The organism is Rheinheimera sp., from assembly GCF_036782235.1.
In the GTDB taxonomy this organism is placed as follows: domain Bacteria; phylum Pseudomonadota; class Gammaproteobacteria; order Enterobacterales; family Alteromonadaceae; genus Pararheinheimera.
This window is the reverse complement of the sequence record NZ_DAIPZL010000001.1, coordinates 104,102-116,742: the sequence shown is the minus strand read 5'-3', so window position 1 is coordinate 116,742 and position 12,641 is coordinate 104,102. Positions and strand designations below refer to the sequence as shown.

Sequence of the window (12,641 nt, the reverse complement as noted above, 5' to 3'; positions counted from 1 at the left end):
TGGCTTGTATTTGCTTCAGGCTAAGCATCGGGTATGACATTCAGGTCACAAATTTATGGCAATTTGCTGAATATTTTGCCTTGCACTCGATTAAGCCCTGCGTTCGCTTTGGACTTGTGCGGGATGGCTGGGTGATAACAGGCTGGACGCACAAAGTTGCTTTGTTAGAATGCGGTATTGGCCGAAGGAGTATTTATGTCTATTGCCCTGCTGATCCCCGATCGCAAGCTCGATCAGTTACAACAAAAATTACAACAACAATTGCCCGGAGTGACGATTGAAATCTGGCCGGAGATCAGCAAACCAGAGGCTGTTGATTTTGCGGTGGTATGGCGCCAGCCAGCCAATAGCCTGACGGCTTTTCCAAAGTTAAAAGCGCTGCAGTCTTTTGGTGCCGGGGTGGACAGTATTCTGTCAGATCCCGGATTACCCGATGTGCCGCTGGCCCGCATTGTCGACCCCGATTTAACCCGCGCTATGCTGAATTATCTGCACGGCGTACTGCTGCATTATCAGCTGCGTTTTGATCAGTTTGCCATGCAGCAGCAAAAGCAGCAGTGGAAAGCGCGCAGCCCGAGAAAAATTCAGCAGCTGTGTGTGCTTGGGTTAGGTGAGCTTGGCAAAGCAGCTGCCTTGTATTTTCAGGCTTTGGGTTATCAGCTTAGTGGCTGGTCGGCCAGCCCTAAACAAATTGCCGGTGTTGCCTGTTATGCCGGTTTAAACGAATTTGCTAAAGCCGTTGCAGAAGCTGATGTGGTGATTTGTTTATTACCCCTGACGGCTCAAACCGAAAATTTGCTGAATGATCAAAGGTTATCGCAGTTTAAACCCGGCGCTATTCTGGTGAATGTGGCCAGAGGCGCTATAGTAGATGACCTGGCATTATTACAAAATCTTGACAGTGGTCAGCTGGCTGCCGCTTGTCTGGACGTGTTCCGTACTGAACCTTTACCGGCAGAACATCCGTTCTGGCAGCACAGTGCAGTGCTGCTGACCCCCCACATTTCAGCGGTCACCAATGCCGATACTGCAGTGTTACAAATTGCAGAAAATTACCGCAGAGTGCAGGCTGCTTTGCCCATGTTCAATCTGGTCGATAAACAACGAGGTTATTAATGGCGGCGTTTCAACTGGAAAAATACGATCATCTGGCGGTGTTAACGTTAAACAGCGCGGAAAAACGCAATTTGCTGACACCCCAAAGTGCGCTGGCGATTGCAGAGGCGGTGAATGCATTACCGGATGATCCAGCCATTAAAGCGCTGGCTGTTACAGGCCGCAATGACTCTTTTTGTTCAGGTGCAGATTTAGCCGCTTTACAGCAGGCAGCCTTTGGGGATGGTGAAGAGCTACAACAAATTTATGCTGCTTTTACCTCTGTGGCACATAGTCCTTTACTCACCATTGCTTTATTAAATGGCCCGGCCCTTGGCGCCGGAATGAATCTGGCGATGGCTTGTGATATTCGCCTTGCCAGCGAACAAGCCTGGTTTGAAAGCCGGTTTTTCCAGCTTGCCATTCATCCGGGCGGCGGTCACACCTGGTTATTGCCGCAATTGGTTGGTTGGCAGCAGGCGGCTGCTATGGTGTTTTGTGGTGAACGTTTATCGGCGCAACAAGCGCTGCAAACAGGTTTTGTAAAAGAGTTATGGCCGGAAGAACAACTATTAACCCGTGCGAAACAACTGACCACCGGGTTAAAATCTCTGCCCACCGAATTAGTACGTCAAACTAAAAATACCATGCTGGCGATGCGCCACTGTAGCCGGCAGGATGACGCTGTTGCCTTTGAGTTCCGGCAACAATTTCATAGTTTGCAGCAACCGGAAGCACAGCAGCATATTGCTGCTCTGATTGAAAAAATCAAAAGGAAGTTCTGAGTTTTATGGCAAGTGTTGAAGTGACGACCTGGTATCTGGATTATCTGGGGCCGCAGCTGCAATTACCGCAGTGGCCACAACAGGTGGAGCTGATTGAGGCTTGCCTGCCAAGCCCTGAGTTCAGTCAGTTTTTATTTTGTGCTGTTGGTCATCACTGGCGCTGGTTCAGCCGTCTGAGCTGGGACTATCAGCAGTGGCTGGATTATTTATCTTCCGGCAAAGTGCGTACCTTTGTGTTGTATAAAAAAGGCACTCCGGCTGGTTTTGTCGAATTGCGTCAGCATGACGATTTCTCTGTGGAGCTGAAGTTTTTTGGTTTGTTGCCCGCTTTTATCGGCCAGGGGCTGGGTAAAATGCTGGCACAGGCTGCTATAGCGCTGGCGCAGCAGTGGCAGGCCAGTCGGGTTTGGGTGCATACCTGCTCTGAAGATCACCCCTCGGCCCTGAAAACCTATCAACAAGCTGGTTTTACTGTGGTGAATACCGAGGTGCAGCAGGAGCAGATGCCCGATGATTACGCCGAAGCTGCATTGGCCCGGCCTTTTGTCTGGTCGCGGCTGAATTATTTTCAGCCTCAATAAGCAATGTCTAAAAAACTCAGCAGATGAAGCACTTAGTCGTGTTTCTTAGTTGTATACATCGAAAAAACTGTCTACACTGCTTGACGTTAGTGCTGACTTGGTTTAGCTGCTAACCAAAAAGAACATAAAAAATAAAAATGCAGAGGTTTATTTTATGAGTAAAGCGTCCAGTCGGGGTTTTGGCTTTACCGCAATCGCTATCCTGGTGATTTTGATGGCGTTATCGGCAGTATTGACCACTGCCGAGGCTTGCAGCCTGTTTTGATGCGGTACTTTTGTACTTCGCGGATAAAAAATACCCTCAGCTGAGGGTATTTTTTATGGTGCGGGTAATAAGTACAGGTCAGCGTTTTTGATGACGTTCGCGGTTTTCCCGTTTTTGTTCGGCATTTTTTTGCAATAGCACATAAGTTGCAGCGCTGCTGCCATGAATTTTTTGTGCGCTGTGACAGGCCAAGACTTCCGGAATTTGCTGCAGCCATTTAAAACAATAACTTTTCAGGATGGCCGGATGTGGTTTGCTGTCTCTGCCCATCCCATGATGGATCAGCAGGGTGCGGATGCCGCGCTGATGGCAGTCGGCGACAAACTCAAATAAAGAGCGGCGGGCATCTGTCAGATTTTTACCAAGCAGCATCAGGGTAGCATCAACCTGATATTTACCCAGCCGTAAATTTTTGTAAACGCCTTCCTGTACCCCATCTTTTTTATACGCCAGCACCTCATCCGGTGCCACTAAGTCGACATATTCCATGCTGAGATAGTTGGCGTCATATTCAGGTTCAAGTTCAGCCGCTTTGCGCCTGGCAAGCTGGGCCATAGTGGGCGCATGTTCACCATTGATATCACTCAAGACATCAGCTTTGAGAGGTTTTACGTCGGCCATTTCCTGTAAAAACAACTCAAGATCATCATTGGCCATACATTGTTATTCCAAATCTTTGTCAGGTTTAAATTATAACGTCAGCTGCTCGACAAACATAGCCAGTTGGTTTTGCGGCTTTGCCGCCAAAAACACCTAAGTTCACTTTGAACTTAAATGAATGGGGTACTGGCATTGGTTATTTCTTGCTCTACACTGAAATTTGTACGACTGCTGAATCAGGAGTTTCCGATGTTACCAAATTATTTGTATGAAACCCTGCCTTATGGCTATATGACAGCAGGCGCAGCCGCTGTAGTCTTCACTCCGGGTTATGTTGCAGCTTTGTCAGGGGCCTTGTTGATCCTGGCCGGCGCTTTAGTCTGGATCCTTCGTTCTGAACATCGTCGGGGTGACCGACATAAACTACAGCTCAAATCTGGTGTACTGCCGTTCTGGGTCTACGAAATACAACCCTTTGCATATGTGATTGCCGGCTTGTTATGCTGGCAACTTAGTAACAACCAGTTTGTGTATCCATTTGCCCTTATTTTTATTGTGGTGGGCGCTCAGGTTTTTGTGATGCGCTCGAGCCAGCGTAAACATCAGCTTCCTCAGGCCCAGCGTATGTCGCATTTGTAGTTCCACAGTTCAAATTAACAAAAGGCCCGATTTGTTCGGGCCTTTTGTATTGTAGCTACTTGCGATAATCAGTGGCTGAATCTGCTACTGCTCTGGTCATCAGTAACCAGGCTTGTAAATTCTGTTCCAGATCTGCCGGATTAATTTTATCCAGGGTGTCGTTGGGTGTATGGTGGTAATCAAAATAATCGGTACCGTCCTGTTCCAGCGAAACGACTGGCACGCCTAAAGCTGCTAATACCGACACATCAGGACCGCCATAAGCTTTATTACCGCCCAAAGCTATACCCAAAGGTGCCAGCTGTTGCTGGATTTTGGCCGCAGTTGCTAAAGATTCAGGGCCAAACTTGGTTTCAAACTGCCAGATTTTGCCGGCGCCAAAATCAGATTCACTTGCCAGCACGTGGTTTTTCAGCTCTGCTGCATGTTTAGCAGCATAAGCACGGGCACCAACCAAACCGCCTTCTTCATTGCCAAAAAGCACAACCCGAACCGTACGTTTTGGCCGGCCTTGTTGTTTTAGTAAAGCGCCGGTAGCCATCACTAAACCTACACCAGCACCGTCATCCAGAGCGCCAGTGCCCTGATCCCAGGAGTCTAAATGGGCGCTAATCAACACAATTTCGTCAGGTCGCTCTGAACCGGTAATTTCTGCAATCACATTATGACTGATGGCATCCTGACTTTCTGTTTGCATCGTCAGCCTGAGTTTAGCTTCTGGTGCCCGCGCAAGAATTTTACTGAGCTGTATCGCGTCCGGTACTGAAATAGCTGCTGCAGGGATTTTGGCGACTCCGTCCTCGTAACTCATTTTGCCGGTGTGAGCAAATCTGTTGCTGCTGGTGCCGATAGAGCGGATCAGCAGAGCTTTAGCGCCAAGCCGCGCCGCTTCAACGGCACCTTTAGAGCGGGCGCCGACCACAGTGCCATATTGTGAACCCAATTTGTCTTTTTGCATTGCTTTATTAATAAAGACAATTTTTCCGCGCACCTGCTCAGGTTTGGCCAGCATCAGTTCATCAAGACTGTTAAACATCACAACACTGGCATCAATACCATTGGCATCAGTGCCAACTGAGCCGCCAAGTGCCGTTAACACCAGTGACTGCGGAAAAGGTGAGGTGACTTCCAGCCTGGCCTGGCCCCTTTGCCAGAACGGGGTTTTGAACTCCTCTGTCCAAACTTTGTCGTAGCCCAGTAATTTAAACTTGTTGCTGGCCCATGCCACAGCTTTGGCATCTGCCGGGCTGCCTGCCAGCCGGGGACCAATTTCCACAGTAAGCTCTTCAACCAGTTGATACGCCAGCTGATTGTCTGTTGCTGCGATGGAGGGTAACGAAGTGAGCCAGAGGGCGGCCGCAGTGAATAATAAGGTGTGCTGCTTCATTCCAAGAACCTGTTTTTCTTATGTTAAGTCATCGTCGACTTTACCATGAGGAACGGATTTGCCGACAGTAAACCTGTCGGTGTATTTATGGTTCTGAACTCATTTATGGCAGTGTTTTTGACAAGGGCGGCTGGCATTTAAAAAGAACAGAAACAAAAGTTAACAAAACGTAGGTGTGTTTTTGCTGTATTAGCGGAGTATAATGCGAAAATCTTCAGCCCGTCCTCAGGCAATATCAGGCTGAAGGCTATGGAAGGCCAGCAAAAACGCATTTTTATCAGACTCAAATAACAGTATCAGTATCTCAGTTTTTATTGTTAATTTATTATTTTGTTTGAGTTAATGTGTTGTTTTTTTAATTGCTGCTAGTAGATAATGAGACGTCTAGACATGCACGGTGTAACTGAAATGAACTTACAAGATATGTTGAATAATTCAGCCAAGGCAGTAAAGCTGCTGAAAGCTGTTTCTAACGAACGTCGACTGCTGATCCTTTGTCATTTGTTGGCAGGTGAGTTATCTGTTGGGGAAATGAATGATAAGCTCGGGCTCAGTCAGTCGGCTTTATCACAGCATTTAGCGTTGTTACGTCGTAATAAGCTGGTAAAAACCCGTAAAGAAGCACAAACGGTGTTCTACAGTATGAATAGCAAAGAAGCAGAAGCTGTGATCGGTTTAATGCACCATCTTTATTGTGCCAAAATGCCGGTGTAGTTGTGTAGCCGGCACTGTAACCCTGAGTACAACCCATAAAAAAAGCCAGCTATTGCTGGCTTTTTAGTATTTATTTATCGGCGACCAAACGCACATCAATAGCAGGACTTATCAGTCTGAGTGGCTGCCATAAACTGCAGATACAAAAAAACGCCTTTCGGCGTTTTTTTGTTGGTGTCAATTAAGCAGCTGTTACCAATGCCTTAACGTGGGCATTTAAACGTGACTTATGACGTGCAGCTTTGTTCTTATGGATCAGACCTTTGTCTGCCATACGGTCAATCACTGGAACCATTTTCTTGAACGCTTCTTGCGCAGCTACTGCATCAGAAGTTAACACTGCTGCGTAGGTTTTCTTGATGAAAGTACGCATCATTGAGCGCTGACTTGCGTTTTGCTGACGACGCTTTTCTGATTGAATAGCGCGTTTCTTAGCAGACTTAATGTTAGCCAAGGTAACACTCCTAAAAACTAAACCGGGACTCTTTAAAGGCCGCATAATATGCCTATTTTGTAGGCCCTTGTCAAATGATTTTACCAGCCTAAAGCAGAATTAAATCCTTGTTGTACTGGTATTCACACAAGGCTCAGGCGACAATAGCGCGCAACAGGAAAAAGGAGAGTTTTGTGTCAGCTAAGTTATTAAAATCAGGCATGATTGTCAGTGTAATGACGCTCATTTCGCGGGTGCTTGGTCTGGTGCGTGATGTGGTGACTGCCAATGTGTTGGGCGCCGGCGCTATGGCTGACGTGTTCCTGATGGTCAATCGTATTCCTAACTTTTTACGACGTTTATTTGCCGAAGGTGCGTTTTCTCAGGCATTTGTGCCTGTGTTGTCCGAAGTAAAAGCCAAACATGGTGATGACGCTGTGCGGGAGCTGATGGCCAAGGCCGCCGGTACCTTGGGTTTGATTGTGACAGTCGTGACTTTATTGGGCATGATTGGTTCGCCTGTGCTGATGGCGTTATTTGGTATGGGCTGGTTCCAGGACTATCTGCAGGGCAATGCCGGGGGCGAAAAATATAGCCATGCCAGTTTTTTATTAAAAATCACATTTCCCTATTTATGGTTTATTACTTTTGTCGCCTTATCCGGCGCCATTCTGAACACTTATAACAAGTTTGCTGTTGCCGCTTTTAGCCCGGTGTTTCTGAATATCGCCATGATAGCAGCGGCTTTGTTATTAACGCCTTATCTGGATGATGCTTCCACTGCACTGGCCTGGGGCGTTTTTTTAGGCGGTTTGTTGCAGTTTGTGTTTCAGCTGCCGTTTCTGGCAAAAGCCGGTTTGTTAGTCAGACCTCGCTGGGCCTGGAAAGACGAGCATGTCACCCGGATCCGCACTCTGATGATCCCGGCTTTGTTTGGTGTGTCTGTCAGTCAGATTAATTTATTGCTGGATGCTGTTATCGCGTCTTTTTTAATGACGGGCTCTGTTGCCTGGTTGTATTACTCTGACCGTTTACTGGAGTTTCCGCTTGGTATCTTTGGTATTGCTATTGCCACTGTTATTTTGCCGAATTTGTCGCGGCAATTTGCCACCGATGATCAACATGAATTTAAACGCACGCTGGACTGGTCTTTTAGCTTGATTTGTTTGCTTGGCCTGCCTTCGATGGCCGGTTTAATAGTGCTGGCCGAGCCTATTTTGCTGACGGTGTTTGCGCACGGTAAATTTACCGCTTTTGATGCCAGCCAGGCCAGTTTAAGCTTGATTGCTTATGCCTCAGGTCTGGTGCCATTAATGCTGATTAAGGTACTGGCACCGGCTTTTTATGCCAGACAGGACATTAAGACCCCGGTGCGTATTGGTATTATTGCGATGGTGGCCAATATGGCGTTTAACCTGATGCTGGCGCCTTTTATCAGTTATGTTGGGCTGGCGCTGGCAACAGCCTTGTCGGGCTCGCTCAATGCCTGGTTGTTATACCATGGCCTGGTGAAACGGGATATTTACCGGCTAAACAGCACCACTTTGTGGTTGCTTGGCAAAGCCGTGCTGGCGGCGGCTTTGATGGCTGCTCTGATGTACTGGTGTTCGCCCGACCTTGCAGGCTGGCTTGACATGGCTTTTGCGGCTAAAGCCTGGACCTTGTTGTGGCTGGTAGCTATGGCCGTGCCGGTCTATTTTGGCCTGCTTTGGCTCTTTGGCGTGCGTATCAGTCAGCTGAAAAGACAGACAATTGCTGAAACTAAAAGCTGATGCAGTTATAATCGGCCGTTTAGACAGCAACACAGAGTAGTTAATCCGGCATGGAGCTTATTCGCGGCCTGCATAATATCAAACCTGGTCACCGTGATTGTGTGCTGACCATAGGTAATTTTGACGGTGTGCATCTGGGGCATCAGGCAGTGCTTGCTCAGGTGAAACAGATTGCAGCTGCGTTGGGTTTGCCTGCGGTGGTGATGGTGTTTGAGCCGCAGCCGCTGGAATTATTTAAACCCGATGCCGCGCCGGCGCGGTTAACCCGTTTTCGGGAAAAATACCACTGGCTGGCCAGATTAGGTTTAGACCGGCTACTTTGTGTGAATTTTAACGCTGATTTTGCCGGCCAGGAGCCACAGGCATTTATTGAGCAGTTATTGCTTGGCAAACTCGGTGTGCGTCACCTGATTGTCGGTGATGATTTTTGTTTTGGTAAAAACCGCGCCGGTAACTTTGCATTGTTGCAACAAGCCGCCGCCAGGTATGGTTTTGGCCTGACCAGCACCGCCAGTTTAAAACAGGATGACCAGCGGGTATCCAGCACTTTGATCAGGCAAGCGCTGGAGCAGAATGACCTGACACAGGCAGAGCAAATGTTAGGGCGGCCCTTTTCGCTGATGGGGCGGGTGCGCCATGGCGAAAAAGTCGGGCGTCAGCTGGGGTTCCCTACAGCCAATGTCTGGTTATACCGCAATAAATTGCCGGTACGGGGTGTGTACGCTATTGAGGCTTTTACCGCCCACGGCCACTTTCATGGTGTGGCCAATATTGGCGCCAGGCCAACGCTCAAAGGCAAACAGGAACAGCTGGAAGCGCATTTTTTTGATTTCCAGGGTGATTTATACGGCCAGCAGATTGAAGTGCTGCTGCGCCACAAGCTCAGAGCCGAGCGTAAATTTGCCTCGCTTGCTGAGTTACAACAACAAATTCAGCTGGATGCTGCTGCGGCGCGGCAGTTTTTCAGCCATAACAATTAAAATTTGCAGGCACGCCAAAGCGGGTCAACACAGAACTAACACGGAAATAATCGGATGACAGACTATAAAGCAACGCTGAATTTGCCGGATACGGCTTTTGCCATGCGCGCCAACCTGGCGCAACGTGAACCGCAAATGCTGGCAAACTGGACCAAGGCTGACTTATACGGCCAGATCCGTGCTGCTAAAAAAGGCAAAAAAACCTTTATTCTGCATGATGGTCCTCCGTATGCAAACGGCAATATTCACATTGGCCATGCCGTGAACAAAATTCTGAAAGACATTATTGTTAAAGCCAAAACACTGGACGATTTTGACGCGCCTTATGTGCCGGGCTGGGACTGTCACGGTTTACCGATTGAGCTGGTGGTTGAGAAAAAATACGGCAAGCCCGGTGTGAAGTTATCGGCGGCAGAATTTCGTGAAAAATGCCGTGAATACGCGTTAACGCAAATTGAAGCGCAAAAAACTGATTTTATCCGCTTAGGTGTACTGGGTGACTGGAACAATCCATACCGCACTATGGATTTTGCTTTTGAAGCCAATATCATCCGCTCTTTGTCACGTATTATTGAAAATGGCCATTTACAACAAGGCTTTAAGCCGGTGCATTGGTGTACCGACTGTGGTTCTGCTTTAGCTGAAGCTGAAGTGGAATATCAGGACAAAGTCTCTCCGGCCATTGATGTACGCTTCCGTTTTGTGGATGAAGCTGTGGTTGATAAGTTTGATCATCCACAAGGTCATAGTGGTCAGGGCCCGGTGTCAGTGGTGATCTGGACGACCACCCCCTGGACTATTCCGGCCAACCGCGCTGTTGCACTGAATGCCGAGTTAAATTACAGCCTGGTGCAGGTCGAAGAAGGCCCGAATGGCGCCGAGCGTCTGGTGCTGGCCACAGATTTAGTCAAAGACGTGATGGCCCGTGCCGGCATTGAAAAATACCATGCGCTTGGTTTTTGCAAAGGCGCAGCGCTGGAGCTTTCACAGTTAAAACACCCGCTGTATGACTTTCACGTCCCTGTGGTGCTGGGCAGCCATGTCACTACGGATTCTGGTACCGGCGCTGTGCACACTGCACCTGGTCATGGTCAGGAAGACTTTGTGGTGGGTCAGCAATATGGTCTGGAAGTGGCGAACCCTGTGGGTGCCAATGGTGTGTATCTGCCGGACACGCCGCTTTTTGCCGGTCAGCATGTATTTAAAGCCAATGACTCTGTCGTGGAAGCGTTAAAAGCGGCCGGTGCGCTGTTGGTGCATAAAGCTTATAACCACAGTTACCCGCATTGCTGGCGCCATAAAACGCCGATTATTTTCCGTGCCACCCCTCAGTGGTTTGTCAGCATGGAACAGGCTGGTTTACGGGCTAAGTCCTTGAGCGAAATTGAAAATACCCGCTGGATCCCGGATTGGGGTCAGCAGCGTATTGAAAAAATGGTGGCAGGTCGTCCGGACTGGTGTATTTCTCGTCAGCGTACCTGGGGTGTGCCTATTGCGCTTTTTGTCGACAAAGACACAGGTGCTTTGCATCCAAACAGCAAAGATCTGATGGAGCAGGTGGCAAAACTGGTTGAACAACAGGGCATTCAGGCCTGGTTTGATTTAGATGCCGCCACTTTGTTAGGCGCCGAAGCTGCGCAGTACGTCAAAGTTACAGATACGCTGGATGTGTGGTTTGACTCTGGGGTGACTCACGCTTGTGTCATTGACCCGCGTCCTGAATTTGGCGGCGCTACTCAGGCCGACTTGTATTTGGAAGGTTCGGATCAGCACCGTGGCTGGTTTATGTCCTCGTTAATGACCGGCGTGTCTATTAAAAACCACGCACCTTATAAACAAGTGTTAACCCACGGTTTTACTGTTGACGGTGAAGGCCGCAAGATGTCGAAGTCTTTGGGCAACGTAGTGTCGCCGCAGGATGTGATGAACAAACTGGGTGCCGATATTCTGCGGTTATGGGTGGCCACCACAGACTACACCTCGGAAATGACAGTGTCGGATGAAATTCTGAACCGCGCCGCTGATAAATACCGCCGTATCCGCAACACCGCCCGTTTTATTCTGGCTAACCTCAACGGTTTTAACCCGGCAACCGACTTAGTGCCGCTGAACGAACTGGTGGAGCTGGATTTATGGATGGTGCAACGTGCAGCTGCATTGCAGCAGGAAATTATTGCCGATTATGACGATTACCAGTTCCATCAGGTGAGTCAGAAACTGATGAATTTCTGTACTGTTGAGCTTGGCAGTTTTTATCTGGATGTGATTAAAGACCGCCAGTACACAGCAAAAACCGAAGGGCATGCCCGTCGTTCTTGTCAGACTGCGCTTTATCATATTATTGAAGCCATGGTGCGCTGGATGGCGCCTGTAATGAGCTTTACTGCGCAGGAAATCTGGGAAAGTCTGCCGGAGCGCAGCGAGCCATTTGTGTTTACCGGTGTCTGGTATCAAGGTTTTGCCAAGGTGCCAGAGGGCAAGGTTGACCATGCATTCTGGCAGCAGCTGCTTCAGGTGCGGGACGAAGTGAATCGCGTTATTGAAACTGTGCGTAAAGAAGGCCGTATCGGCGCTTCATTACAGGCCGAAGTAACCTTATATGCTGATGCACCTCTGGCGCAGGCATTGCGTCAGCTGGGTGATGAGCTGCGTTTTGTGCTGATCACTTCAACAGCCACAGTGGCTGAAGGTGCAGCACCAGCGGATGCTATTGCCACTGCTATTGCCGGTTTACAGGTGCAGGTACAGACCTCCACTGCGGCCAAGTGTGATCGTTGCTGGCATCATCGCCACGATGTTGGTGCCAACGCGGCTCATCCGCTGATTTGTCTGCGTTGTGTTGACAACGTCGAAGGCGCCGGTGAAACAAGGATTTTTGCATAATGACGTTGTTTAAAGAGTCGGGCTGGCGCTTCTGGTGGCTGGCCCTGTTAGTGTTAGTGGTAGACCAGCTGACCAAAATCTGGGTGTTGCAGCGTTTTGAACTGGGTGAATCTATTCAGTTGTTGCCGGTGTTTAACTTTACCTATGCCCGGAACTATGGCGCTGCCTTTTCGTTTTTAGGGGATGCCGGGGGCTGGCAGCGCTGGTTGTTTACGCTGATCGCCGTAGTGGTGTCTGTCGTACTCAGTGTCTGGTTATCGAGATTACAACGTGCCGAATGGAAATTGTCGCTGGCGCTGGTGCTGATTGTTGCAGGTGCCATTGGCAATTTGATTGACCGCAGCCTTTATGGTTATGTTGTTGATTTTTTGCACGTTTATTATCAGGAATGGCATTACCCTGTGTTTAATATTGCCGACTGTGCCATTACCATTGGTGCAGCCTTGTTAATTTGGGACAGCTTTTCACCCGATGTGGTGGATAAAACAAAATAAGAGTGGTTGAGTT

Annotated in this window: 12 protein-coding genes; 9 read left to right on the top strand and 3 right to left on the bottom strand. The window is 48.7% G+C overall.

Translation table 11 applies throughout. From position 1 onward, the window contains the following. The first annotated feature begins 195 nt into the window (after nucleotides 1-195). Genes V7P87_RS00490 through V7P87_RS00480 form a run of 3 tightly spaced genes read left to right on the top strand, consistent with a single transcriptional unit; the run spans nucleotide 196 to nucleotide 2,461 of the window. Entirely contained in the window at nucleotides 196-1,116 is a 921-nt protein-coding gene (locus V7P87_RS00490; protein WP_333795680.1) for a 2-hydroxyacid dehydrogenase, read from the top strand. Then, entirely contained in the window at nucleotides 1,116-1,880 is a 765-nt protein-coding gene (locus V7P87_RS00485; protein WP_333795679.1) for an enoyl-CoA hydratase-related protein, read from the top strand. The genes V7P87_RS00490 and V7P87_RS00485 overlap by 1 nt, the downstream gene beginning before the upstream one ends. 5 nt (nucleotides 1,881-1,885) lie before the next feature. Further along, nucleotides 1,886-2,461: a GNAT family N-acetyltransferase gene (locus tag V7P87_RS00480; protein ID WP_333795678.1), complete on the top strand. Its 576-nt coding sequence runs from the start codon at nucleotides 1,886-1,888 to the stop codon at nucleotides 2,459-2,461. A 343-nt stretch (nucleotides 2,462-2,804) separates the two neighbouring features. On the opposite strand, the gene smrA is transcribed toward V7P87_RS00480, so the two are convergent. Then, nucleotides 2,805-3,383: a DNA endonuclease SmrA gene (smrA, locus tag V7P87_RS00475; RefSeq protein ID WP_296300292.1), complete on the bottom strand. Its 579-nt coding sequence runs from the start codon at nucleotides 3,381-3,383 to the stop codon at nucleotides 2,805-2,807. Nucleotides 3,384-3,575: 192 nt separating this feature from the next. On the opposite strand from smrA, the gene V7P87_RS00470 reads away from it, so the two are divergent. Beyond that, nucleotides 3,576-3,965: a hypothetical protein gene (locus V7P87_RS00470; RefSeq protein ID WP_333795677.1), complete on the top strand. Its 390-nt coding sequence runs from the start codon at nucleotides 3,576-3,578 to the stop codon at nucleotides 3,963-3,965. 55 nt (nucleotides 3,966-4,020) lie between these two features. On the opposite strand, the gene V7P87_RS00465 is transcribed toward V7P87_RS00470, so the two are convergent. Beyond that, on the bottom strand, nucleotides 4,021-5,352 hold the full coding sequence (locus V7P87_RS00465) for a M20/M25/M40 family metallo-hydrolase (protein WP_333795676.1): 1,332 nt from the start codon (nucleotides 5,350-5,352) through the stop codon (nucleotides 4,021-4,023). 408 nt (nucleotides 5,353-5,760) lie between these two features. On the opposite strand from V7P87_RS00465, the gene V7P87_RS00460 reads away from it, so the two are divergent. Next, nucleotides 5,761-6,066 carry an ArsR/SmtB family transcription factor gene (locus V7P87_RS00460; protein ID WP_260655664.1) on the top strand — a complete coding sequence of 102 codons (306 nt, stop codon included), beginning with the start codon at nucleotides 5,761-5,763 and terminating at the stop codon, nucleotides 6,064-6,066. A 181-nt stretch (nucleotides 6,067-6,247) separates the two neighbouring features. Here the strand turns inward: V7P87_RS00460 and rpsT are convergent, their stop codons facing one another. Then, nucleotides 6,248-6,520 carry a 30S ribosomal protein S20 gene (gene rpsT, locus V7P87_RS00455; protein WP_068067404.1) on the bottom strand — a complete coding sequence of 91 codons (273 nt, stop codon included), beginning with the start codon at nucleotides 6,518-6,520 and terminating at the stop codon, nucleotides 6,248-6,250. Between the two features lie 173 nt (nucleotides 6,521-6,693). On the opposite strand from rpsT, the gene murJ reads away from it, so the two are divergent. Genes murJ through lspA form a run of 4 tightly spaced genes read left to right on the top strand, consistent with a single transcriptional unit; the run spans nucleotide 6,694 to nucleotide 12,628 of the window. After that, nucleotides 6,694-8,271: a murein biosynthesis integral membrane protein MurJ gene (gene murJ / locus V7P87_RS00450; RefSeq protein ID WP_333795675.1), complete on the top strand. Its 1,578-nt coding sequence runs from the start codon at nucleotides 6,694-6,696 to the stop codon at nucleotides 8,269-8,271. 50 nt (nucleotides 8,272-8,321) lie between these two features. Further along, the gene (gene ribF, locus V7P87_RS00445) at nucleotides 8,322-9,251 is read left to right on the top strand and encodes a bifunctional riboflavin kinase/FAD synthetase (protein WP_333795674.1); all 930 of its coding nucleotides are present in this window, start codon (nucleotides 8,322-8,324) and stop codon (nucleotides 9,249-9,251) included. 54 nt (nucleotides 9,252-9,305) lie between these two features. After that, a complete protein-coding gene (gene ileS, locus V7P87_RS00440) occupies nucleotides 9,306-12,134 on the top strand; it encodes an isoleucine--tRNA ligase (RefSeq protein ID WP_333795673.1) in 2,829 nt (942 codons plus the stop codon). Continuing rightward, nucleotides 12,134-12,628: a signal peptidase II gene (lspA, locus tag V7P87_RS00435; RefSeq protein WP_296300302.1), complete on the top strand. Its 495-nt coding sequence runs from the start codon at nucleotides 12,134-12,136 to the stop codon at nucleotides 12,626-12,628. Before ileS ends, lspA begins: the two co-directional genes overlap by 1 nt. Nucleotides 12,629-12,641 lie beyond the last annotated feature (13 nt).